25 protein-coding genes are annotated in these 23,997 nt (G+C 46.1%); 10 read left to right on the top strand and 15 right to left on the bottom strand.

All coding sequences use genetic code 11. The annotated features are described in order from the left end of the window. Positions 1-40 precede the first annotated feature (40 nt). From A3L04_RS10320 to pgsA, 3 genes are read left to right on the top strand one after another with little or no spacing between them, the layout of a single operon-like run. Entirely contained in the window at positions 41-1,633 is a 1,593-nt protein-coding gene (locus A3L04_RS10320) for a transglutaminase domain-containing protein (protein WP_068577836.1), read from the top strand. Between the two features lie 5 nt (positions 1,634-1,638). Beyond that, complete coding sequence (locus A3L04_RS10325) at positions 1,639-2,235, top strand: tRNA (cytidine(56)-2'-O)-methyltransferase (RefSeq protein ID WP_068577838.1); 597 nt, start codon at positions 1,639-1,641, stop codon at positions 2,233-2,235. Continuing rightward, complete coding sequence (pgsA, locus tag A3L04_RS10330; RefSeq protein WP_068577840.1) at positions 2,171-2,731, top strand: archaetidylinositol phosphate synthase; 561 nt, start codon at positions 2,171-2,173, stop codon at positions 2,729-2,731. Before A3L04_RS10325 ends, pgsA begins: the two co-directional genes overlap by 65 nt. 38 nt (positions 2,732-2,769) lie before the next feature. On the opposite strand, the gene A3L04_RS10335 is transcribed toward pgsA, so the two are convergent. The 6 genes from A3L04_RS10335 to A3L04_RS10360 are packed head-to-tail and all read right to left on the bottom strand — an operon-like array spanning position 2,770 to position 10,414. Further along, complete coding sequence (locus A3L04_RS10335; RefSeq protein ID WP_068577842.1) at positions 2,770-3,471, bottom strand: TIGR02253 family HAD-type hydrolase; 702 nt, start codon at positions 3,469-3,471, stop codon at positions 2,770-2,772. Between the two features lie 39 nt (positions 3,472-3,510). Continuing rightward, the gene (gene gor, locus A3L04_RS10340; RefSeq protein WP_068577844.1) at positions 3,511-5,472 is read right to left on the bottom strand and encodes a glyceraldehyde-3-phosphate:ferredoxin oxidoreductase; all 1,962 of its coding nucleotides are present in this window, start codon (positions 5,470-5,472) and stop codon (positions 3,511-3,513) included. A gap of 40 nt (positions 5,473-5,512) precedes the next feature. Next, positions 5,513-6,568: a glycosyltransferase gene (locus A3L04_RS10345; RefSeq protein ID WP_068577845.1), complete on the bottom strand. Its 1,056-nt coding sequence runs from the start codon at positions 6,566-6,568 to the stop codon at positions 5,513-5,515. Further along, positions 6,558-6,845, bottom strand: a complete 288-nt coding sequence (locus A3L04_RS10350; protein ID WP_068577846.1) for a hypothetical protein — start codon at positions 6,843-6,845, stop codon at positions 6,558-6,560. Before A3L04_RS10350 ends, A3L04_RS10345 begins: the two co-directional genes overlap by 11 nt. After that, a complete protein-coding gene (gene lonB / locus A3L04_RS10355) occupies positions 6,769-9,726 on the bottom strand; it encodes an ATP-dependent protease LonB (RefSeq protein ID WP_239233764.1) in 2,958 nt (985 codons plus the stop codon). Before lonB ends, A3L04_RS10350 begins: the two co-directional genes overlap by 77 nt. Before the next feature lie 19 nt (positions 9,727-9,745). After that, positions 9,746-10,414: a DEAD/DEAH box helicase family protein gene (locus tag A3L04_RS10360; RefSeq protein ID WP_239233766.1), complete on the bottom strand. Its 669-nt coding sequence runs from the start codon at positions 10,412-10,414 to the stop codon at positions 9,746-9,748. A gap of 38 nt (positions 10,415-10,452) precedes the next feature. Between A3L04_RS10360 and A3L04_RS10365 the strand changes: the two genes are divergently transcribed. Next, positions 10,453-11,586: a DUF790 family protein gene (locus A3L04_RS10365; RefSeq protein ID WP_068577854.1), complete on the top strand. Its 1,134-nt coding sequence runs from the start codon at positions 10,453-10,455 to the stop codon at positions 11,584-11,586. Here the strand turns inward: A3L04_RS10365 and A3L04_RS10370 are convergent. The 4 genes from A3L04_RS10370 to A3L04_RS10385 are packed head-to-tail and all read right to left on the bottom strand — an operon-like array spanning position 11,576 to position 13,891. Further along, positions 11,576-12,148, bottom strand: coding sequence for an ASCH domain-containing protein (locus A3L04_RS10370; protein WP_068577856.1), 573 nt, complete (start codon positions 12,146-12,148; stop codon positions 11,576-11,578). The genes A3L04_RS10365 and A3L04_RS10370 overlap by 11 nt on opposite strands. Continuing rightward, complete coding sequence (locus A3L04_RS10375; RefSeq protein WP_068579564.1) at positions 12,145-12,486, bottom strand: ASCH domain-containing protein; 342 nt, start codon at positions 12,484-12,486, stop codon at positions 12,145-12,147. Before A3L04_RS10375 ends, A3L04_RS10370 begins: the two co-directional genes overlap by 4 nt. 32 nt (positions 12,487-12,518) lie before the next feature. Beyond that, positions 12,519-13,709: an A24 family peptidase C-terminal domain-containing protein gene (locus A3L04_RS10380; RefSeq protein ID WP_068577859.1), complete on the bottom strand. Its 1,191-nt coding sequence runs from the start codon at positions 13,707-13,709 to the stop codon at positions 12,519-12,521. A 17-nt stretch (positions 13,710-13,726) separates the two neighbouring features. Beyond that, positions 13,727-13,891, bottom strand: a complete 165-nt coding sequence (locus A3L04_RS10385; RefSeq protein WP_084448880.1) for a class III signal peptide-containing protein — start codon at positions 13,889-13,891, stop codon at positions 13,727-13,729. A gap of 41 nt (positions 13,892-13,932) precedes the next feature. On the opposite strand from A3L04_RS10385, the gene A3L04_RS10390 reads away from it, so the two are divergent. Further along, complete coding sequence (locus A3L04_RS10390; protein WP_084448920.1) at positions 13,933-14,604, top strand: Kae1-associated kinase Bud32; 672 nt, start codon at positions 13,933-13,935, stop codon at positions 14,602-14,604. On the opposite strand, the gene A3L04_RS10395 is transcribed toward A3L04_RS10390, so the two are convergent. From A3L04_RS10395 to A3L04_RS10410, 4 genes are all read right to left on the bottom strand, one after another. After that, positions 14,596-15,885 carry a methyl-accepting chemotaxis protein gene (locus A3L04_RS10395; protein ID WP_068577862.1) on the bottom strand — a complete coding sequence of 430 codons (1,290 nt, stop codon included), beginning with the start codon at positions 15,883-15,885 and terminating at the stop codon, positions 14,596-14,598. The genes A3L04_RS10390 and A3L04_RS10395 overlap by 9 nt on opposite strands. A 61-nt stretch (positions 15,886-15,946) precedes the next feature. After that, entirely contained in the window at positions 15,947-17,650 is a 1,704-nt protein-coding gene (locus A3L04_RS10400) for a P-loop NTPase family protein (protein ID WP_068577865.1), read from the bottom strand. After that, complete coding sequence (locus A3L04_RS10405) at positions 17,647-18,477, bottom strand: translation initiation factor eIF-2B alpha/beta/delta subunit family protein (RefSeq protein ID WP_068577866.1); 831 nt, start codon at positions 18,475-18,477, stop codon at positions 17,647-17,649. Before A3L04_RS10405 ends, A3L04_RS10400 begins: the two co-directional genes overlap by 4 nt. Positions 18,478-18,479: 2 nt before the next feature. Then, positions 18,480-19,238, bottom strand: a complete 759-nt coding sequence (locus A3L04_RS10410; protein ID WP_068577868.1) for a molybdopterin-binding protein — start codon at positions 19,236-19,238, stop codon at positions 18,480-18,482. A 57-nt stretch (positions 19,239-19,295) separates the two neighbouring features. Between A3L04_RS10410 and A3L04_RS10415 the strand changes: the two genes are divergently transcribed. From A3L04_RS10415 to A3L04_RS10430, 4 genes are all read left to right on the top strand, one after another. Beyond that, positions 19,296-20,066: an alpha/beta hydrolase gene (locus A3L04_RS10415; protein WP_068577870.1), complete on the top strand. Its 771-nt coding sequence runs from the start codon at positions 19,296-19,298 to the stop codon at positions 20,064-20,066. A 441-nt stretch (positions 20,067-20,507) separates the two neighbouring features. Continuing rightward, entirely contained in the window at positions 20,508-20,651 is a 144-nt protein-coding gene (locus A3L04_RS11340) for a hypothetical protein (protein ID WP_231963760.1), read from the top strand. 230 nt (positions 20,652-20,881) lie between these two features. Beyond that, positions 20,882-21,061 (top strand): zinc ribbon domain-containing protein, encoded by a 180-nt coding sequence (locus tag A3L04_RS10425; RefSeq protein WP_068320540.1) that lies wholly within the window; start codon positions 20,882-20,884, stop codon positions 21,059-21,061. A 10-nt stretch (positions 21,062-21,071) separates the two neighbouring features. Continuing rightward, on the top strand, positions 21,072-22,067 hold the full coding sequence (locus A3L04_RS10430) for an ATP-binding protein (RefSeq protein WP_068577873.1): 996 nt from the start codon (positions 21,072-21,074) through the stop codon (positions 22,065-22,067). Here A3L04_RS10430 and A3L04_RS10435 read toward each other — a convergent pair. Continuing rightward, on the bottom strand, positions 22,060-23,079 hold the full coding sequence (locus A3L04_RS10435) for an adenylosuccinate synthetase (RefSeq protein ID WP_068577875.1): 1,020 nt from the start codon (positions 23,077-23,079) through the stop codon (positions 22,060-22,062). The two genes, A3L04_RS10430 and A3L04_RS10435, sit on opposite strands and share 8 nt — an antisense overlap. 157 nt (positions 23,080-23,236) lie before the next feature. Here A3L04_RS10435 and A3L04_RS11430 point away from each other — a divergent pair, with 157 nt between their 5' ends. Then, positions 23,237-23,857 (top strand): HEPN domain-containing protein, encoded by a 621-nt coding sequence (locus A3L04_RS11430; RefSeq protein WP_331711176.1) that lies wholly within the window; start codon positions 23,237-23,239, stop codon positions 23,855-23,857. The last annotated feature ends 140 nt before the right edge of the window (positions 23,858-23,997 follow it).

Consider the following 23,997-nt stretch of genomic DNA (forward strand, 5'->3'; position numbering starts at 1 on the left):
ACTTTATTAAATGTCACTCCAAAAATCATGTGGTGAAGTTATGAAATATTTAAAGCTTATTGTGGTAATCCTGATATCACTCTCATTTGGATGCCTCATAAAGCCTCCCGCCGAGGTTAAGTTTGAGCTAGATACAAATGTTATAGAGCCAGGGGGCATTTTCCATATCATAGTCACGATAAATAATACGGGAAAAGTCGGAATAGTGGGGGCAGACTTGCAGATTGAAGGGGATGATTTTGTAATAGTTCAGTCCCCAAAGTTCCCTTCACCCCTGAAGGTAGGGGAGTCAACTACACTCATATGGACCCTCAGAGGTCCTATGATCCCAGGAACGTACACCTTAAGAGCCTACTTGGATATAATAGATGAGCTTCACAGAACCTGGAAGGGCAACATATACGAAGTCACGATAAAGGTTGTCAAAGGAGGAGAAAACTCCGAAATTAACATCAGCTTACCTGGTCAAAATGTAACATACGGTGGCAAGGTAGTTGAGATGCCTCTGATTATTAAGAACAACCTTGAAGCCGAAGTTAGGATCACAGATATTGAGGTAAATTCCGGAGATTTAAAGGTTTTAAAGTTGCCAAAAACGCCAATTATTGTTCCTCCTTCCTCAACTGTTAAAGGGGTCATATCCTTAGAAACACCTCCAAAATTTGAGAAAACAAAGATATTCATAATATTAGAGTACAGCTCCAAGTATGGACGTGGGAAGAAAGTGCTGGAGAAAGATGTAACCGTACTTTGGCAACCATGGATGCTTTCAGAAGAAGAAATAATAGTTGCTTACGGAAACATCAGTAAGTGGATATTCATGAACTCCGTTGTCGATGAGTATTGGGAAAGGTTCTACGGATCAAACTCAACAATTAACAGGAGAGAGCTGAGAAACGATGTAGTGCCTTTAATAAATGGATCTAAATCTGACATAGAAGCCGCTAAAGCAATATTTAACTACATCGTTACTCACTTCACGTTTGAAGAGAGGGGCATAACAACCCTCAATCCTCAAATTATTCGGAGTTCAGCCACTATATCCCCCATCGAAGCAGACATCCTGGCGGTTGCCTACTTCAGATCAATAAACATCCCAGCTAGGCTTCTTGCAGTGTACAATGGTGTTGATTGTACCAAATACCCCTTCGTCGAGGTGTACCTCTCCGGAAGGTGGTATGTCATAGATTTCAAGCACCTATTCTTTGGCACTAGAGAGGATTACATTTCAAGTAGATGGTATCCTGCAGTGTATCAGGAAATTGGCATATTTGGAAATGAACTTGTTGCCCTGAAGCCTGATGGAAAAGAGCACAGCCACGAAGACTTAACAAGTGTGTATGTCTCGAACACAGAAAAAACCCTTATGGTCGCCCTTTACAATAAAGTCGACCCTGAGACGTATAAAAAAATAAAGAACGTGCTAGCTCTACTAGATTCAAAGAACGAAAAGATATTTGCACTCTTTCTATTTAACTCCGGGGATCCAAGAGAAGTTGAAGATTTACTAAGTAAGGTAAATGCTCAGAAACTTAGCGGAACAATAAAGGCATTTTATGAGTTCTACTACGACATAAAATGGGAGGAAGACTTTAGAGTCTACTGGGAGAAGCTACTTATGACGTATAGGTGATACCCATGATAGTCGTGCTGAGGCTCGGCCACAGACCTGAAAGAGACAAGAGGATAACTACCCACGTCGCGTTAACGGCCAGGGCCTTCGGAGCTGATGGAGTAGTTATAATAAGTGAAGAAGAGGACGAGAAGGTAAAGGAAAGCGTGGAGGATGTAGTCAGAAGATGGGGGGGTCCGTTTTTCATTGAATTTGACAGAAGCTGGAAAAAGAGGATTAAGGAGTTCAAAGGGGTTAAAGTTCACCTGACAATGTACGGGTTGCATATAGATGACGTCATTGAGGAGCTTAAAGACAAGCTAAGGGAAGGGCAAGACTTTATGGTCATAGTAGGAGCAGAGAAAGTCCCCAGGGAAGTTTACGAGCTGGCAGACTACAACGTAGCCATAGGAAATCAGCCCCACAGTGAAGTTGCAGCTTTAGCTGTCTTCCTCGATAGGCTTCTAGAGGGTCAGGGACTCAGAAAGGAATTTAAAAACGCAAAGCTGAAGATAATTCCACAGGCGAGGGGCAAGAAGGTCGTGGAGGTTAAGGGGAATGCTGAGCAGACTAAGACCGATGGCGAAGAAGTACCTAGAGGGGATAGCAAGCCCCCTGGCTAAGGCTGGGATAACACCAAACCAGCTAACGGTTATTGGACTTTTAATAACCCTGCTTTCTGCTTATGAATTCTATCTCGGCAATCAAATTCTCGCAGGCTTAATATTGATCTTTGGATCATTTGTTGATGCCCTCGACGGTTCCCTAGCAAGACTCACAGGTAAGGTTACAAAGTTCGGAGGTTTCCTAGACTCAACTCTCGACAGGATAAGCGATGCGGCAGTTTTATTTGGAATAGCCCTTGGGGGATTAGTTGACTGGAGAGTAGCTTTTCTAGCTCTTATTGGATCGTACATGGTTAGCTATACTAGATGCAGAGCAGAACTTGCCGGCTCTGGAACACTAGCCGTGGGAATAGCCGAGAGGGGAGAGCGATTAATAATACTAATGGTGACGGCCCTAATAAATAGGGTTTGGATTGGGGTGTACATGGTTGCAGTACTCGCATGGATAACGTTTATACAGAGGGTGATTGAAGCAAAGAAAAGGCTGGAATGATGAAATTTGCTACCCCTGAAAGGTGATGAGCCCTGCCGTTACTGACCGCCGAGCTCCTCCACTATCTTTAAAACCTCCCTTAGGTCAGAAATCACGAACTCGCACTCCTTCCAAAGCTCCCTCTTTTCCCCGGTCCTATCCACTAGAACTGAAAGCATGTCCAGTTGTCTAGCTCCCCCACAGTCCTTAACTGGGTTGTCTCCAACGTATATAGCCTCCTCTCCCTTGACTCCAGCCTTCTTCAAAGCAACTTCAAAGACCCTGGGATGGGGTTTAAAAAATCCTGCTTCCTCACTCGTCGTTATTGAATCGAACAGATCAAGAATGCCTAAGGCCTCGAGATGAGCTTTGAGGTAGTCATTGTCGGAGTCAGTAATTAGGCCGACATGATAACCCCCACTCTTCAATTCTTTAAGAACCTCAACAACCTCGGGATAAAGCTTACCGTAGGTTTGGTGCATCCTTAAGTGTATCTCCCAAAAGTCCTCAGGAAACTTTATTCCAAACTCCTGGGAAAGTCTCTCCATGATTTCCTCCTCTATGACCCTTATCGGCTTGAAGGGCTTCCCTGCATAGCTTGAGAAGGCTTCTCTCGTTAACTTTTCATACTTCTCTAGGAGTTCCTTCGGATCCACATCGGTTCCCCTTGCAACTTCCTCCATTATCTTGAGGTGAGTTTCAGCTTCAGCTTCATTGCTGAGTAAAGTCCCCACAAAGTCAAAGAACACTGCCTTGATCATAGCACCACCAGAAATGATAAAGAAAAGGAAGTATTTAAATCAAATGCTCCAATCCACGCCAAGCATCTGACTATAAGCATCGAGAACTTTCTTAAGGTACTCCCTTGCTGTTCCTATCTTGTCCTTCTCGAATTTCTCAGCCCACTTCTCGTTACCGAACTCCTTGCTACCCGCGGCCACGAGGTCGATAACCCTCATACTGTCCCAGAAGACTGGGGTGTAACCTGCTTTTCTGGCATAGTCTATTAGTCTCCTGAGCTGCTTCTTGGCATGCTCCTCCATATCAACGTTAACTCCATAAGCTTCCATGAACAGAGCCTTAAGGACTGGCTTCAGCCACCTTCTGTGGAACCTACACCAACCAATGTTGTCATACCAGAATTCTCCAAGAGCTGAGGAGATTATCTTGCTTGCAAGCTCCTCTGGCTCAAGGAAGACGCCAAACTCATAGAACGTCCAGTACCTTCCCTGTATCGGTAGAGGGATGTAGTTTCCAATTGCCCAGTACATGGTTGGGTTGATTTCACCATCCTCCCCAAGAGGCGTGAAGACTGCGTAGTCCTTGAATGACTCTCCGTAGTTAAGCCTGTCTTTGAACTTCTCGTCAAGGATTGCACTTGCCTTCCTCTTACCGAGACCAATGATCTTTGCTATTTCGGTCTTCGCAAAGGCAACCGCATGGGCCAATTCAGCTACAAGCTTAGCGTTAAGCTCACTCGTCTCAATGGGGTTCTGAATCAAGGCATCTTTTGTAAACTCGGGCTTGGCGCTAATTCCGACTTCTTCAGGCTTGAGCAGTCCCCTATAGACGAGCTCAAGAACCCATGCTGCAGTTCCACCGAACTCTATCGCATCAAAGCCCATAGCATCGACAGCATGGACGCTTATGTCGCTGGCGTGTAGGGCAATGCTACCGCTAAGGGGACCATTGGCTTCATAGGGCTCATACTCAACGTGGTGGCCTTTCCTGTGCTTCTTACAGACAACGGGACAGGGCTCTCCACACATAGTCCAGTTCTTGGGCTTAATAGCTTCTTCATTGAAGGGTTCCCAGTAGTGCTTCATTATGAGCTCGTGGATTTTTATCCTGTCTTCCTTCGGTATGTAGGGCATCTGCCAGTTGAGGATGGGTACTAGATCACCCTCTGCTGGATAGTTTCCACCGAAGGTACCACCAGTATTAAGCTTAGGATTGAACCTGTACTTAACTGTCGCATTGGTTATAACTTCATTGTAGGGCTTCTTATGAACTCCCTCAACGATGCTCTTTGCGTTCTTGAAGTTGCCTATGTCTTCCTTTGGAAACTCCCTCTTCCTCTTCTTTCCACCGAAGATTATCGCGACAACGTTGTGTGCCCTTAAAAGGACGCTACCTGAACCTCCTCTCGCCGCCCAGTCCTCACTACCAACCATTCTCTTTCCATTTCTCAGTGCCTGGGAGAAAATTGCTCCATAGTTACTGTTCAGAGCGGCCGGGCCAACTACGGCAATCCTGAATTCCATTCCCTTGAACTGCTCGGCGAAGTTATCAAGGAGGTACTGAGTTAAAGCATAAACACCTTCCTCGCCCTTATAGTCCTTCCATATCTCCATGACCTTTTCAAGATCCATCTCATAGAAGTCAACGCTCAAGTTTTCGCCATCGTTCTTGAGTATTATAACCACGGGCTTATCTGCCTTACCGTGGATTTCAACGAAGTCAACACCAACGTACTGGAACTGATATGCCGCACCACCCATTGCTGATGGGAAGAGCGTTCCATATAGTGGAGATCTGAAGAAGAACATCAACCTGTGGGATCCTGGAAGGGCCGAACCTGCAAAAGGCCCCCTCCCCATTATTACAATGTTCCTTGGGTCATAAGGGTCTATCTCGTACGTCTTGAGTTCATTGTGAACGTGTATTCCGTAGTCGATTATACCGTAGACGTCTTCCTTCTCGAACTCCTGGAATTCTACTTCCTTCTTTCCCACATCGAGCTTCAGAACTGAGAACTTCATGAGGCCTCCCTCCGATTATACCACTCCCAGTGACGTGATTTTAATGGAAGTGTTTAAAAGTTTTTGTGCTCAACTTTGCCAAATAGCCATACATGTGCAGCGCAAAGTAAAAGAGGGCCAAGAACCAGAGCACTATCGGGAAAAGGAGAGCTTCAATGACTTTTCCGCCCTCAAATATAATCGGAAGGAGCATTGTAAAGACTTCAAACGCTATAAAAGCTAACAGGAATATAAATTCACCTTTTGTTAAGAAAATTATCGGAAGGAGAATATCGAGGAGTGCAATGAAGTCCCCGAGGAGCAACATAGTATAGTCCCTAAGCTCGAGGTGAGCGAGATCCCCTAGAAACCACCTCTTCCTCTGCTCCCACAGCTCTCTAAGAGTTATCGGCATTCTCGTGAAAAGCTTGGCCTTTGGAGCATAAACCACCTTCCCAAACTTCTTCAAAGCTTTTGTTGTCGCGTAGTCTTCGACTTGACTATCCACAATTCCGCCTATCTTGAGCAAAGCATCCCTCCTGTATGCGGATAGGGGCCCTGGGGCCAAGGTTAGATCATCAAGCTCCCTCGCCCTCCTGTACATCGCGATCCTTAGATGCTCTATGTCCTGAACTAACGTAAGGAATGACTCAACGACGACCCTTATCTGGCCGCCAACAGCTAAAACATCCTGAGAGTAGAACCTCTCAAGCAACCTCCTTACGGCATCCTTCGCCATGAAAGAGTCAGCATCAGTAGTAACTATCACATCCCCAGTAGCGAGCTTGATACCATGATTAAGGGCCCATGCCTTCCCCCCGTGCTCAACTCTGATTACCTTGACCCTGGGATCCCTAACTGACCTAGCTTTCTCGTACGTTCTATCTTCGCTTCCATCGTCAACAACTATGACCTCCTTAACGGGGTAGTCCTGGTCAAGAACGGCCCTTATAGCTCTCTCTATGTTTTCCTCCTCATTATAAGCCGGAATCACTACGGAGACTGTAGGATTCCACTCCACAGTTTTGTAACCTCTAAGCAAACCCAGGATATAGCGGAGGAAGAAGTAGCCATCCCATATAAAAACTATCAAAAGGAGGAGAAGCTCAATCCTCAACACTTACCCCCGCCATCTCGTATATCTTCCTCGCTATCTCCTCAGCCTTCTTCTCGTCCCTAAGCTCCTTGATTATTATCTTGCCACTTGGGTAAACGCTAACCTCGTAGCCCTCAAATTCCGCAACGAGCATTATCCCAGGGATTAAGGTCTTCACCTTGTAGCCTTTGGCTTTCATTTCGTTTGCGAGCTTTGAGACGTCAAGCTTTATCTCCTTCCAGAGGTACAGCTGAACCAGAACTCCCCCCATGCTCGTGCACGGCTTCGCCACCAGCATTTCCGGCAACCCCCATGGGAAGGCTATTCCTTACCTTCTCAATCAACTTCCTCTTCTTCTCGCTCTCCACGAGGGCTATCTCCAACACTTCATCAATCCTCTCAACCGGGATTATCTTAATCTTTGCCCTCTTGTCCGAACTTAGGAAGACATCCTTCTCGTTAGCCTTGGGTATTATTACCTCCTTTATTCCAGCTTCTATTGCTGCTTCAATCTTGGGAGTTACACCACCAACCGGCAGGACTTCGCCCCTTACGCTCAGAGAACCTGTCATTGCAACGTCCTGCCTCACAGGAATTTCCTCTAAAGCTGAGATTACCGCGGTGGCAACGCTTATGCTCGCCGAATCACCTTCAACGCCCTCGTAGGTTTGCAGGAACTGGACGTGGATGTCGTAACGGCTTATATCCTCACCCTTGTACCTCTTTATTATAGCGGAAACGTTCTGGACTGCCTCCCTAGCGATCTCGCCAAGCTTTCCTGTTACTATTATCTTACCCTCCTCCTTGCTCGCAGCTGGAGCGACTATTGCCTCTATCGGAAGAACGATACCGCTCATCTCCCCAATTACGGCCAGACCATTGACCCTACCTACCTCACCGCCCTCAACCCTGATTACTTGGTACTCCTTCTTCCTCTCTATGTACCAGTCCGCGAGCTGCTTCTCGAGAGGCTTAGCGAGCTTAAGAGCCTCAAGAACATCTTCCCTAGTCACGTACTTCTTGCCCTTCCTCACCGCTATGTCACCTGCGGCCCTAACAACACCACCAAGGTCTCTGAGCCTTAAGGTGAGGTGGCCCTTCCTTCCCGCTCTCTTTTGGGCCTCCCTGATTATCTCCTCCACAGCATCCCTAGTGAAGTGCGGAATCCTCCCGTCCTTCTTGACTTCCTGGGCGACGAACTGGACTAACTTCCTTCTGTTCTCGGGAGTGTCAGGCATTGTAGTCCTCATGTAAACTTCATAACCGTAACCCCTTATCCTTGAGCGCAGAGCCGGGTGCATCTTCTCTATTGTATCGAGGTTGCCCGCGGCAACCAAGATGAAGTCGCATGGCACTGGCTCAGTTCTAACCATTGCTCCACTTGAGAGCTCGCTTTGGCCGGTAATCGGGAACTTCTTCTCCTGCATAGCGGTGAGCAGGCTCTGTTGCATCTTCAGGCTCAAGGTCGCGATCTCATCTATGAAGAGGACTCCCTTGTGGGCCCTGTGGATCATTCCGGGCTCGACCCTCTCGTGGGCTGGGGTTCCCAATCCTCCTGAGTTCTTAACGAGCAAACCATTGGCCAAGAGGTTGCCGGTCTCTGTTGTTACGTTGTATGTTTCTGAGACCTGGACTTCAATATCGACATCCTTGAAGTTATCTCGGATTGATTTTATGTATTCAAGCCCCCGAACTAGTTTCTCCGCTTTTTCTTTGTTATACATTGGCAGTAATTCTTTCAGGAATACCTCCACATTCTTTGGTTTATGGCTAATTAATAGCCTTAAGAGGACATTACCCCTCTCTGTTTTCTTCTCAGATATAGAGTTTGCCTTTATGCCCAGAACCAACAATAACAGTTTTATCTCTTCAAGGAATTTTCTCCTGTTTTCAACTAAATTGGGAGTCGTTGCTATGCTAAAAGTGAGAGTCCCCTCAAGGTATCTCTTTTTGCCATAATTATAAACACTACCGTCTGAGTCGAATAATCCTCTCAAAAATTCCCTTATGGTATCTTTTGACACCATAACAAATGGAGGAACTTTTATCTCCTGGGTTGTTTTTTTACCTACAGGAAATCCTAATGCAACGAAGAACCTTATTATCCTCCTATCCGTCGTTCTAAAGATGTAACTGGTGCCTCTAGCAGAGTCATTTTTCCTTATTTCATAGGGAAACCCCCCAAATATATCAGCGAGATCCTCCTTAATCTTGTTTAATGTATCTACATTCGAAGAGATTATCGAGAAGGTATTCATTCTAATGTCAATACTACCATCGCCAAGAGCGTATCCGTAAAGCCGTGCTATTTTTGGTAACCTGGGGTCATTTGAATATAAGGGTATCAAATCAAGCTTCTTTAACTCTTCAAGCAATTGCACGCTCTTTGGCTTCATTCCTTGGTACCACCATCTTAGGGTGCTTTCTTTTATTTTCAAGATCTTAGCAGCTCTCTTATATCCGACCTTAGGGTTCCTTTCCCTGAATTCGAGCCATAGTTTGTACTGCCTGAACTTTGTAAGCTCCTCATTACCATAAGTTCTAACTATATCCTCCTCTGTTAGAACTGGGAACTCTGTATATATAAGGGGCTCTCCTGAATAATCTCTAGCCTCGATTAGTCCTTTTTCTGAATATACCTTATGTTCGGGGGTCAAGATGACTACTTTCCCATTGTACTCCACAGGGACAACATTAAATTCTCCAATTCTCTTATTTACTGCAAGTACCTTCGTTTCTTTGAGTTTTCCATTTTCATAGGTATAGACGTAATAGTTCTTATCCCTAATGTCAACTCCTATGTACTTAACTCCATTAATCTCCAGCTCCCTAACCCTGTCTTTGTATTTACTGATTATTGAGTCCACGAAGTCCCCAATCTTCATTAATCTTATACCTTGTTCCGATTTTATCAACACTATGTCACTTACCACGAACGATTGGAAAGGATCGTGACGCACGTCGCCAAGGAGAGCGCCCGCATGGGCTCCTGTAGCGTCGACAAAGGGCGCTTTCTTCCTTCCACAGTTGTCAACCAACAGCTTTGGAACTAGAGCTTGAGTCTTGAACCTCATGTTAGCTACAGCCATTAAAGCCACGAGAATCACAAAAACTCCAAGGAGGATTGTGTTTGGATCTCCCTTACTCATGAATATTGCCATTGCGACTACGAAGAACACGAAGAACAGCAGGTAAGATTTAATGCTCTCCTGCTCCTTTGCTTGGTAGTAAGGTGTGAAGGTTATCCGCCCTCTCGGGAAATGCGGTTAATCCCAACCTATAAGGAGCGGCACTCATCTGGGCTATATTCCTGTAGGCCTCTGAGGGAAGGTGGTGGCATTCGTCAAACACTATAAGGAAGAACTTATCCCCCAGGATTTCAGCGTTTATGTAGGCTGAGTCATAAGTTGTGACCGTTATAGGCTTCAGCTCCTTTTTCTTTCCCGAGAATTCTCCAACTTCACCGAAAATGCTGAGCCTCTCCTTCCACTGCTCCAGCAGAGCAAGGGTCGGGACGACTACTAGCGTAGATAGTGACAGCCTTCTTATGATCTCCATGGCAATTATTGTCTTCCCAGAGCCCGTCGGCAGAACTATTATTCCCTTCTTCTCCTTCATCCACTTCTCGACAGCTTCAACCTGGTAATCCCTAAGCTCAAACTCAACCTCATCGTACACGGGAGAAGGAATTGCATTCTCGAAGACGTGATCCTCGAATTCAATATTTTCCTGGGTTAGAAACTCGACTATGTCTCTATACCTGTAACCTAGAGCCCTGTAGCACTTACACCTAGGATCCCACTTGGCGTGAGGTACGTAGCCTTGTCCCTCTACCCTTATCGTTCCTTTGTCGTAGTAGAGCTTCATCCTCATAACCTTTAACTAGCCCAAATTAAACTTTTAGCATGCTTCCAAAGGATCTCCTAGATGCGAGAAGGAGAAGTGGTAGGATTTACCTAAATTTCGCAACCCAGGATCACCTAAAATTGGCCAAAGCAGTCATAGTTGCCTTTAAATCAAGCATTGGTCAAAGCTATGGGGAGCTGCAGGAGAAGTTGAGCCACATGGAGAGGGCCGAAAACTATAGGAAGGTCAGGGGATTTGCTAGGATTATAGAGAGGGAGTGCAGGTTCGAAAGGCCAACCTCCCTTGATCCCCCAAAAGTTAGGAAGTTGCTTTGGGAGAGGGGGTACGTTACAAGCGAGCTTGAGAGGGCTAAGGTTCTCCACGAGGTCGCTGAAAGCTTGGGGGTCAGTATTGAGGAAGTTGAAAGGGCTATGTTCGCTGATCTTGACGAGGAGAAGGTACTAGCGGAGGTTCCCGACATCTCGCCGGAAGAGCTCATAAGGAGATACAACCTCTCCTTACTGCAAACGCTGATGTTCAACGCCCTAAGGATGACCTTTAAGATCTCATCCAACTTTAAGGAGGTCTTTAGGGCCATAAAGAGGCTCGGATTAATGTACGAGATTTACGGAGAGAAGATAGAGGTTACCGGACCGGCCTCCCTCCTAAAGCTCACGAGAAAGTATGGCACCTCGCTCGCAAAGCTGATCCCAGGAATAGTGAAGGCCGAAGAATGGTGGATTTTTGCTGAAGTGCTCGAGGATAAGAGAATTTATAGGTTCGAGCTCTCAAGCGAGGATGAAGTTTTACTGCCCAAGATGGAAGTTGAGGTGGAGTATGACTCCTCACTCGAGAGGGAGTTCGCCGGAAAGATTAAGAGGATCCTGGGGGCCAACGTAATTTACGAGCCTGGGATACTTAAGGCTGGAGACTACATTTATATTCCAGACTTCTTGATCGAGAAGAATGGGAGGAAAGTGTACATCGAGATAGCCGGCTTCTGGACGAGGGAGTACATAAGGAGAAAGCTGAAGAAGCTCAAGGAGTTGGATGAGCCTTTGATAATAATAGCAAATGATGAGCTGTTGGCAGAGAAGCTCTCCAAGGTCGGTAAGGAAGTAATACTCATGAAGAAGGGCAAGATCCCCTATAAGGAGGTCATCATGAAGATAAAGGAATATCTCAAATCTTAGGCTCCATAATTCCCCTCTTCTTCAGCTCCTCATATGCCTTCCTGAGAACTTCCCTTATCTTGTACCTCTTGTTGAGCCCACCAAGCTTCATTGCCGCCTTTCTAAGGCTGCCCTCCTTTAAGAACAGCTTCAACAGGGCAATCTCCTCAAAGCTCAGGTTATCCAAGTGCTTTAATGCGAGCTCAGCTATTTCAATCGGATTGTTGCCCTCGTAGGGATAGTCTGCTGAGAGGATTGGCTTGTCAAGTACTTTAACCATCTCAAACTCCACTATCGTTGCCGGGGAGTTAGGCTTAACGAACTTGTAGTGCTGTCTTAAGGCCTCAATTAATTCCTCCCTATTCCTGAAGCCGTCCTTCCTTGCATCTTCATCCGTTAGTTCAGCTACTGTCTTTGTTTCAACCCTAGTAATCTTGGCCTTCCCTAGGACGTATCCTCCGGCGTGAACCAAAACTTCTTCTCCTGGCCTTAGGTTTATCTTCTTGCCCAGCCTTATCGTGGCCTTCTTTCTCCCCGAGAGTATGTCATCCTTGTACCTTCCGTCGAACTTCAGGTTCTTCACTTTTTACCCCTCCCCAGGATCCTGAACTTTATTGCGAGAACTCCATAGCGGTACTCCTTCCACTTGGGGTACATGTTATGGAACCTCTTTAGGGCCCTCTCGAAGCTCGGCTCGTCGGGGAAGATCTTATCTATGGGTTCCTCTCTGAGTACCTGCCTAAAGGTTTCATAGTGCTTGACCTCTAAGACCTCAGCCGGTATTAGGTCGTTGAATATGATTTTATCCCCCTTCTTCATTCCCTTAAGCTGAGGATAGGCAACTCTAACCTCTATTCTCTTCTTTCCGGACTTTACCATCTCCAAATATTCATCCCTAAGGTAGAGGCGGTAAACTCTCATCGCGCTAAACTTTGCAAATAAAGTTAAAAATGCTATGCCAGGCCTGAGACCTTCAGGATCAACCACCAGAGAATGTCACCAAAGAAGTAGCTCGTGAGAAAGCCCAAGAATAGTGCTGGAGCGAATGGCATGGCCTTTCTAACCAGAAACTCGTTCTCAAGTTTGCCTTCTTTAACTAAAGCACTTAATTTCTCAATCTGTTCCCTAGTTAGACCCTCAACGCTAAATCCAGCGATTTCCTCACCTTCTATGCTTTCATATTTGCCCTCTTTAAGTAGCCTCGAGAGCTTATCAAAGAAGTCCCGCCTGTCTCTAATGACTTCACCATTCACCTTAACTATCCTCTCCCCCAGCACGTCACCTTCCCGGAGCTCTTCAACCCTCTTTACGTCAACGAGGACCTCCTTTCTCAAGAGCTTAACCGAGGAAAAGAGCAACTTAAACCCGTACAATGTCAAAAACAACTTAGCTAGAGGGTAGACAAAGGATGTTCCAAGGGCATAGAACCCGTAACCCACCGCCAATGCCCCCAAAATATCACCAACTAACCTGAACTTCGCGAATATCGCCAAGAGCACGAAAGTGAGAACCCACCTTATGGCAGGGTAGAGAGATATGCCCATCTTAACCTGCAGGAATACAAAGAGGATTATCGAGAAGACTATCCACAGAGCCAGCTCGACCACTAACCTTGAACCCTCCTTAAATAGAAGGAGTAGGTTTCGGACTTTGCCTTTTATTACGAGGCCAAAAAGAGCGTACACAAACAGAAGGGGAAAGATAAGGAGGAGAGAATTGAAGAGTATTGTGAGAGCATTTAGGGGAAGCAGGGCCGCATAGGGTGCGGGATATTTGGCTGAAGGAGGAGCAAACGGAAGGAGAGCAGAAAATGCAGCTAGTATCACCACATCCCCACTCGCCCAACCACCGGTGTAATAGAGGAGCATGCCAAGAAGTGCTCCAACGAAGAGACCAATGATTGGAGAGAGAGCGTGCAACACATTGCCTTCTCTCAACCCAGCTATGATGTAGTAGAGGATCCCAACCTCCACTAGGGGAATGAAGGGTCCTTTGATTTCGTATTGACAGCCTCTCCTCTTGCACCACCACTTTGACAACACTGCAACGCTCGGAAAGAAGTGCTCCTCATAAATATAGCTTGTCCTTATGTCGGTATAAGAAGTGACAAGCCCAACTAACACCCCCAGGATTAAAGGAAGCATTAGTTCACCCCCGCTGATTAAAGGTTCTCGAGCAGCTTTCTCCTCATGACCCTAGCGTACTCATCAACCGAATTGCTCAGCGTTTTTATGCTGTCCATGACTACCCTTAACACTATCGCAACTAAGATCAGGGTAGCGGCGAGCATTAGGAGGTATTCTATTGCCGTTTGAGCCCTCTTCATAACTCCTCAAATTTTATTAGGCGAACTTGAATATAAGGATTTTGGAGGTTAAAATGAGACTCATAAAGCAGGGAGCCGAGGCTAAGATTTACCTTGCAGAGTTTTCCGAGCTCTATTTTGACTATCCGCTCAAGGTCATAGTGAAGGAGAGAGTTAAGAAGAGGTACAGAATCCAAGAAATAGATGTGAAGCTGAGGAAGGAGAGAACCATAAGAGAGGCAAGAATTCTCCACAGGGCAAAGGAGTTTGGTGTCAACGTTCCCTATGTTTTTGAAGTTGACACTAAGAATATGGTAATAGTGATGGAGTACATCGAAGGAGAGAGGTTAAAGGAGCTCTTGGAGAGAATTCCACTTAAAGAGAGGCTTGAAATATGCAGGGAAATTGGCAGGCAGATAGGAAGACTGCATGAAGCTGGAATAGTTCACGGTGACTTAACTACCTCGAACATGATAATGAGGGAAAGGAAGATATACCTCATAGACTTTGGTCTCGCAGAGTTCGATGATACGCTGGAGGCCCAAGGGGTCGATCTGCACCTCCTCAAGAGGGCTATGGAGAGTACTCACTACAGATGGTTCGAAGAGGGATTTAGGGCTGTCCTAGAGGGTTACGCTGAAGTTAGAGGGGAAAAGAAAAGAAAAGAGGTTGAGGAGAAGATAAAGGAGATAGAACTAAGGGGTAGGTACAGGGAAAGAAAGTGGCTAGACTAACTCTCTAACTTGTTCCTCATGCTCTTTGCTCAGCTTGAACTTGCTAACATGCTCCATGAGGACATTAACGAGCTTCTCGAACTCCTTAACGCTCTCTCTAACTTCGTTAAGTGCTGCGGTCTGCTCTTCAGCTGCAGCGCTGACCTGCTCAGCTGCAGCCGTGGTTTCTTCAGCGCTCGCGGCAAGGTTCTCAAGGAACCTCAAACCTTCCTCAATCTTCTCTCCCTCTTGGATGACCTTCTCCTTAAGCTCAGCGGCTTTGGCTTCCATCTCCTCCATCATGTCCGCTATCTGGGTTAGGTAGGCGACACTCTCCTTAATGACCTCTGTTGAAGTTCCAACTACCTCGGCACCCTGCTGGGTTACCTCAACGCTCTCTCCAATCTTGTCAACTATTTGCTTGATCAAGTCTCTAATGTCTTCAGCGGCCTTCTTGCTCTCCTCAGCGAGCTTTCTAATTTCATCGGCAACTACTGCGAATCCCTTTCCCGCCTCTCCAGCCCTAGCAGCCTCAATTGCCGCGTTTAATGCCAGAAGGTTGGTCTGCTCAGCTATGTTGCTTATGACGTTGGTTATGTTCTCTATGTTCTTACCCATCTCCGCGACTCCCCTTACCGTTTCTTCTATCTTGGCCATCATCGTCCTTATCTCCTCTATCTGGGTCACTGCTTCCCTGCCCTTTTCTCCACCTTCTTTAGCTAGGCCTGCCATCTCCCTCATCGAGGCCTCAAACTCCTCCATTGTTGTTACGGTCTCCTTACCGATTTCATCTATGTACCTCATCGTGTCTGTCATCTTGTTTATGTTCTCCTGCTCCCTCTGCGCCTCAATGCTAACCTGGTTTATTGCCTCAGCCACCTGGTTAATTGCATCTGCGATCTGCTCAATGTTCTCCCTGATAACCTTAGTGTGGTTCTTAACATCAATGGCCGCGTTCTTGATATCAAGGATTAATTTGCTTAGAGACGTCCTAAGCTTTTCTATAGCTTGCCTAACCCTTGCAAGTTCACCTGTTGCCGCTGTATCTTCAACACTTAGATCTCCCTGGGCTATCCTCTCAATTATTGCGACGACTTCGTCTATTCTCTTCTCTAATTGCTCTTTGAACTCTTCAAGATCTCCATAAACTACCTGCGTAGTTGATTCCCTTTTATTAAGGTATATTGCCACACCTGTTCCTATTATTCCCCCCACTGCAGCTCCTACTAGATTCCCAACTGCGGCAGGAACTATCGTTAATATGAAGGGGATTACGGGAGAAACAAGGGAGACTCTCACCACTTAACACCACCTCCTTGTCAAAATTTGTGCAAAAAATTATTAGTAAGTTTTGTGTAGGTACCTATGTATGCTCGTTCTTGGTTCCATTTCTGAACCTACCTAACACCCTTAGTAATATCTCCTTCTCTTCTCCCCTCCCTTTTTTCGCAAGCCTCTCAACTATAAGCTCCGGGGTGCTCCTTCCAATTACTCCAAACTTTGGTTGCCTATTGACTATCAGATTTAAGTTTTCATCAAGCCCACTAGCCTCTATTCCGTCAACCCTCGCAAAAGGAAGCTCTTTCTTGAGATCCTCTCCCAAATGGGAAACTATTATCACGTAGAAGCCCTTTTCATGGGCTATTCTAAGCATCTCAGCTAAGATTTTAACGGCAGCCCCTGGCTCGGTTATAGCTTCGAACTCATCTATTAATATCAACTTCCTCCCTTTACCTTTTAGTGATCTAACCAAGGCTTTAAGCGAATTTTCAAAGGCACCAGCTCCGTAAACTGCCCTTTTCCTCTTGAAAAAGAAGACTTCGTCCAAGGGCTCAATCCAAGCCTCTTTAGCTGGAACTGGAAAGCCCATGTGAGCAAGTATTACTACCTGCAGGGTGAGCTCAAGTAGGGATGTTTTACCACCGCTATTTGCACCAGTTAAAACCACGATATTTGCTTCCTGAATTCCATTAAATGGGTCTTTGGCTTTACCTATAAAATAGCTCACCGGCTGTGGGTTCTCTATGAACAGGTTCCTTCCCTCAACGAACCCTATTCCGCCTTCCTCTATCCTGGGGAAGACAAAACCCCGAGAGAACTCCTTTACGGCGAGGAAGAATTCGAGCTCGTAAGCCCTCTTAATTTCCTCTTTTAACTTTGGAAGAAGGGGCAGAATTTCCTCAACTATCTCCCTAGACTTGAGGTACAGCTCGATCTTCACTTCTCTTTCAAGCTCCCTCCTTATTCCCTCCACAATGTCAGGGCTAACCTCTATGGGATACTCCCTGGGGAAGACTTCAACGTAAACTCCCAACTTCTCGCTTATCCTCTCCTCAGCCTTCCTAATCTCATCAAGTATCTCATCATTTAGGCTTGAGAACTTCGAGAGTAAAAAATCCACATCTCCAGACTTCAAGGCCTTTAAAAATTCAACGAGATCCCTACCGCTCAGCGTTAGCTTGAACTTCTCGAGTTTTTCCTCTATGGCCTCATTTAATCTCCTCTCCTCCTCGGCTATAAACTCCTCGATCCTCTCAATGGCCTCCTTCTTTCTCATGACCTCTTCGAGTGGTTCTAAGGCCTCAAGTATCTTTCCAGCTACACCCCCAGGGAAAAGTTTTGCCAAAGCCTCAAGGACATCCCGGTTCTCCCACAGGGGCATTACGTAAAGTTCGGGAGCAACGTCATAGGGCTTTAACTCCACCTCAATGCCGTAGCCAATTGTGCTTAAGACAAAGTCGTAACCTTCAACTGGCTCCGTAGAGACCATGCAGAGGCCCAGCTTTTCGGCTTCCTCAACTTCCTCCTCGCTGACTATGAGAACCCTATCGTGCAGGTAGTCTCTCCTAAACCTTATCGACCTTATCTTCCCTATGTACTCTTTAACCTCCTCACTTACATTTTCCATTCCTTTCCTCAAATACTCCTGCCTTCGCAGGATTTCTTCTTTATTAGAGGTTGGAGCAAAATCATCGAGAAGCTTTTTCGCTTCTTCATGCTTGATTTTATCGAGGATTATTTTCCTTATCGCCTTGTAGATCTCCCTTGCATCTCCCCTGAGCTTCATTGCAAGTCCCTCGGCGGAACTATAATCCCGAGCTCTGTTATTATCCCCCTTATGAACCTCCAGGGAGTCACATCAAAGAGAACGTTTCTAACTTCAAACTCACCCCTCCTGAGCGGCCTCTCCAGCAATTCCACGTCTTCAGCTTTCTGACTTGGGTGGAACTTGTAAGTTTCGGCTGCGACGTAGAAGGGAACGCCATTTTCGTGGCAAGCTAGAGCCAAGAGATAAGTGCCGGCTTTGTTAACAACGTAGCCATCTTTGGTCACCATATCCGCTCCAACCAACGCGAGCGTAGCCCTCTTGCAGAACAGGCCTATCTGTGAGTCTGTTATTATCTCGAAATCTATACCCAGGGATTCTAACTCTTCAGCCAGCTTCAGTCCTTCATAATCAGGGGCGCTCTCGGTGAGGATAACCTTAAACTCCTTCCCGCGGATTTTTGCGAGCTTAAATATCTCAAGAACCGCTGAAGACAGCGAGTGGGTAATCACCACATCCCCAGGATCGATGAGCTGAGCCCCTATAGAGGCAAGCTCCCTCTTTGCCTCCTCTATCCTCCTGAGGAACTCCTCGGCCCTTGCAATTATCTTCTCCCTGTCATTGGTTACCGGAAAGAACCTGACGAGATTATGTAGGGAAGCCATGCTGGGGTTTACCCTCACGATCTCCTCCTTAAGCTCCCTGATTGCATCCTCCAAGAGGGACTCATCGATCTCCCTCGCGAGAACGAGAAAGGCTTCGGCACCTCTCTTTGCTAGCCAGCTCGCTCCCTTTATCCTCTCTTCCATCATCTCCTTGAGTATTGAGAGAACACTATCCGGAAGCATGGCTACCAGCCTTCCATGAACCTTATCCCCTTGCCCTCCATGAACTCCACGACTTCTTTAACTTTAGCCTCGTCCTCGGCGAATATTATTATCCCAATGAACTTGCCGAAACCCTTTGGGGAGGAGTGGATCTTAACCCTAAACCTCTCAATGGCCTCATTCAGTATGGGAGCAAGCTTGCTCTCATCTGTTATCTCTGCCAGAAACTTCTTCTGGATGAACTTCCTCTCTCCTATCCTGGGGAGGACTTCCCTCTCAAGCATAGCCTTCATTTCCCTGGGCATCCCGGGGAGGACGAAAATCTTAACCCCTTCATATTCTATGTACGCTCCAGGGGCAGCTCCTTCAGTGTTCTCTAGAGGAGTGGCACCCTCCGGGAGGTAGGCCATCTTCTTTCTCGCCTCGTTAAGCGTTGGATCGTCAATTAAGCCATTCCTGTGAAGTTCTTCATAAAACTGCTTTATCCTCTCCAAGCAATCCTCGCACAGTACAAGATCTCTACCCAAGGCCTTTGCAACGGCGAGCATGGTTACGTCATCATGGGTCGGCCCTAAACCTCCAGAGATTACGAGAACTGAAGGCTTCCTGTTAAGTATCTCCCTTATAACACTCATTATTTCCCCAACATCATCACCAACAGTAGTTATCCTCCTAACCCAGTAGCCCCTCTCGGTCAGCCTTTGAGCTATATAAGCGGAGTTGCTATCAATTGTATTTCCAGTTAAAAGCTCATCACCTATCGTGAGAACCTCAGCGATCATAGCACCACCATCCTATTTTAGGCAAGAGCTTTATAATCCTTTGAGGAACCTAAGCTTATGATATTCAAGGCCAAGTTTGGGGAGCCTAAGAAGGGATGGGTAGTTATAGTGCATGGCCTAGGAGAGCACAGCGGGAGGTACGCGAAGCTCGTTGAGATGCTAGTTGAGAGGGGCTTTGCGGTATATACATTCGACTGGCCTGGGCATGGAAAGAGTTCAGGGAAGAGAGGACACACAAGTGTTGAGGAGGCAATGGAGATAATTGACGAAATTATTGAGGAGATCGGGGAAAAGCCGTTTCTATTTGGGCACAGCTTAGGCGGGCTAACTGTCATAAGGTACGCAGAAACAAGGCCCGAGAAAGTGAGGGGAGTTATAGCTTCTTCACCGGCGTTGGCAAAGAGTCCAAATACCCCAGGATTCCTAGTTGCGTTGGCGAAGTTCTTAGGTGTGGTGGCCCCAGGAATTACGTTTTCTAATGGGATCAACCCGAGCTTACTCTCAAGGAACAAAGATGCAGTGAGGAGGTACATAGAAGATCCCTTAGTTCACGACAAGATAACGGCGAAGCTTGGAAGGAGCATATTCATAAACATGGAGCTTGCCCATAAGGAGGCCAAGAAAATCAAAGTGCCAATCCTACTCTTAGTAGGAACCCAAGACGTCATAACGCCCCCCGAAGGAGCCAGAAAATTGTTTGAGAAACTTAGAGTCGAAGACAAAGATATTAGAGAATTCAAGGGAGCTTACCATGAGATATTTGAGGATCCAGAGTGGGGAGAAGAATTCCATAGGGTGATAGTGGAGTGGCTGGAGAAGCGCAGTTGATCGATACATTCCAAACGTTCCTAGGGTACTGGGATGGGACGAAGGAAGGATAGTTAAGGTACATTACCAGGTATCCTGAACTATTTGAGAAGATAACATGGGACTATGAAAAGGTATAAAATCAATTGGAGAGAATACCTCGAAATTGTGACCAGAAAGATAGAGATCGAGAAGTTAAAGGCTGCCCACAATACCCTTATGTCTTCCCTAAAGGAAGTCCTACCCAAGGCACATGCAATGTTTGATCTGACCTCCTCCCCGCCCTGAAGGGCGAGGCTTTCAAAAGAAAAATGTAAACCAGCGATTCTCTTCGGACTCGAAGCAATAGCAAATCTCAATTGGACTGAAAGAATAAAAGGCCTAATAGCTCATGAATTCGGACACTTACTTCACTGGCTAATTAGGGGAGAGAACATAGAGGAAATAGAGGACGAGCAGATAATGTGGCTCTACACTGAAGGATTCGCCCAGAGGAGTGAAGATATCCTCACTGGCAGACCATGGCACTTAGAAGAGAGGGAGTGGTTTAAGTGGTGTGAAAGGAACGAAAAAATGATAAAATCAGGAGTTCTTAAGGAGAATTAAAAATGGAGAACCTTTAAATCCATTCTTTGGCTCATGGTACCAATTATTTGGGAAGCAATTTTGGGATACTATTTAGGATATAAATTTATCTTGTGGCTTGAACGCCAGTATGAGCTAATGGAAATAGCAAGACTAGAGAAAACACGATAAAAGAGAGGATCATGGAATTTTTAACCTAGCTAAGCTAAATTATTTATACTGCCCACGGAAAACTTAAAGAGGTGGTTATAGTGGAAGAGAGAAGACATCTAAAATGTCCCCTCTGCGGGGGAACTAGCTTCAGGGTCGAGGAAGGAAAGCTCGACAGCAAGTGGGGATTTACAGCCCATAAAGTAAAGATAGTTATCTGCGAAAACTGCGGCTACGTGATGCTATTCTACAAAGGAAGGACTATATGGGACTTCGACTGAGGTGTTTTCTATGTTTTTTAACAGGGAAAAGGAGCTAGAAGAGCTTGAGAGGTTAACTAGGAATGAACCCAACTTGATAACCTTCGTCTATGGTCCAATAAACTCTGGGAAAACATCCCTAATGCTAAAATTCACGAAGAGGGTAAAAAGAGAGCATGTTCCCTTTTACATAAACCTCAGAAGATCCCCAGTTGCAAGCTACGATGACTTCCTTGAAATTTTATTCTCCATAGACTTTGAGGATAGGGTGAACGTTAGCGAGATAACATCATTAGCTGTCTCAATGGCGGGGGAGCTGTTCGGAATACCCATTCCGAGAGATATTCTTGAAAAGATAAGGAAGGAAAAGAGGCCGAAGAATGCATTTGAGTACGTTGCTAGGGTTCTTGAGGGTGTAAAAAGAAAAGGAAAGATGCCAATTTTGATTCTCGACGAACTGCAGGTGATAAAAGATCTAAAGGTCAACGGGCCTCTGATATATGAGCTCTTCAACTTCTTCATTCACCTGACTAAAGAAGTTCATCTTGCTCACGTTTTCGTAGTAACAAGCGACAGCCTCTTTATCGAAAAGGTTTACAATGAGACGATGCTCCAGGGGAGATCAAGGTACTTCTTAGTTGATGACTTCGATAAGAAAACGACGATAGAGTTTCTCACTATGAACGGCTTCACAAAAGAAGAAGGTGAGCTCGTCTGGAGTTACATCGGAGGAAAACCTGCCTTGCTCGTCGAAGCGGTAAACAACAGGGAAAAGTTGAAAGAATGGTTAGAGACAATACTGAGGCTCTCAACGTACAGAGTTAAGGCCCTATTAAAGGAGAAAGAGGAATACAGAGAAGTCCTAGAAAAGTTCATAGAGGAGGAAGAGATGCCCTTCGAAGGTTACATTGAAGAGGAAATTAGAGAGCTAATTCAGGCAAATATCCTATTCTTGGATCCATTAAAAGGGGTAATAAGGCCCCAGGGAAGGCTCGAACTTTTGGCGATAAGGGAGGCTCTCAGATAGTGTCTCTCCTGTCTATTATGTGCTCAAGCTCCGGGCCGGTCTTTATCAACCCAACTGGAACACCAACTTTCTCCTCTATCTCCTCGATGAACTCTTTAGCCTTCCTTGGGAGCTTGTCGTAGTCCGTAACACCAAATGCCTCCTTATCGTACTTGTCGAGCATTGTAACAGCAAGCATCGTTGCCCCGTTGACCCTCGCGGAGTAGCGGGCCATCTCAAAGTCAAACCAGCCCACCCTCCTCCTTCTTCCAGTAACGGTTCCGTACTCAACCAAGCCAAGCCTATCAGCTTCCTCCATGGGCATCTCCGTTGGGAAGGGGCCGGCACCAACCCTAGTAGGGAAGCTCTTGAACACTACTATAACCTCATCAACCCTCGTCGGCCCTATTCCTACATCCGCAGCTATCGAAGAGGCAGAAACATCCTTGGAGGTCACGTACGGATAGGTTCCGTAGTATAGGCTCAGGCCAAATCCCTGGGTTCCCTCCACTAAAACCAAAGCACCCTCATCAAGAGCATCATTCACCTCAGCAGCAACATCCGTTAAGTAGGGCTCGAGCTCTTTGATGTCCTTTGCCTGTTTAGCCTTCCTCATAACCCTATCGGCATTTGCGGGGCCGCAACCCGAGCCCGTGGTTCCTATCTTCCCGTGGAGGTATCCATTGCTCCTGTCGAGTTCCTTGTGCTTCGGCTCGATTATTGCACAGCGGTAGTCAATGCCAACCCTCTCCTTGACGTTGAAGTCCTTGAGATGCTCAAGCTCATGGAAGAAAACCTCAGGATCTACCAAAACTCCGGCACCAACCAAAAGCCTTGCCTTCCTCTGCATAAACCCTGTGGGAAGTTGCCTTACAGCGTATTTCTTTCCGTTTATAAAAACGCTGTGTCCAGCGTTCGTTCCAACACCGCCCCTCGCTATGATTTCAGGCTCGTCATGCAGGGCGAGGTAGGCTATTATTGAACCCTTACCCTCATCTCCCCATTGACCACCAACAACTATCATGCTTGGCATGGTTCTTACCCAACCCTAAGTCAATAACACCCTTAAAACGGTTGCGGATTTGACACTAACATTTAAATCTTGGGAGTGCGAGGAGTGGATATGCACTATAGGAGAGTTGAAATCTTAATGAAGAGAGCGGAAGTATTTTGGAGTGCAAGGAGAATATATGATGAAGCAGGAATATTATGATATCGTTGCTTTTAACTTTGAACAAGCAGTTCAGCTGAAGCTGAAGGCGATTCTACTTGAGTTCACAGGTGATGTCATCAAAACGCACTCCATTAGAACATTGCTTGATGCCCTTGGAGAAGTCTTAGGCAGAAGAGAGGAGGTCAGAAAGTTCATAAGGGAGCATAGGAATGACATAAAGGTGTTAGAAGATGCCTACGTTGAAACTAGGTACGAAGCAGTCATATATAGGGACTATGATGCGGAGGCAATAATGAAATCCGCAAAGTTAATACTTGACTTCGTTGAAGAACTGGTGAGGAAAATGGAGAACATTCAGAGGTGGCTAATAAGGAAGATGGGAAAGAGGTATCAGATGATAAAGAATTACCACAAGTTTCTTCCCCAGATAAAGGAGGCATGTATGGATATCTTTGGCGAGTGTGAAATTTACGTCTTTGGGAGTGTCGTCGAGGGAAAGTTTACAGCTGAGAGCGACGTTGACATTCTGATTGTTGTGGAGAGTGTTCCAGAGAGTTTAATGGAGAGAGCCAAGCTTAAGGTGGAAATAGAAGAGAGAGCAGGATTGCCGGAGGTCATCCCTTCGAATTCCACATAGTGGACAAAGAAGAATTTGAGTGGTATAAAGATGTCCTGAAGGTTAAGCTTAAGCCTGTGTGATCTGCAGATGAAAAAGGATGAAGAGAAAGAAGAGAGCCAAGCAAGTACGGGGGCATCTACAAGAGGAGAAAGATTTAG

This window comes from Thermococcus chitonophagus (assembly GCF_002214605.1).
Taxonomy (GTDB): Archaea; Methanobacteriota_B; Thermococci; order Thermococcales; family Thermococcaceae; genus Pyrococcus; species Pyrococcus chitonophagus.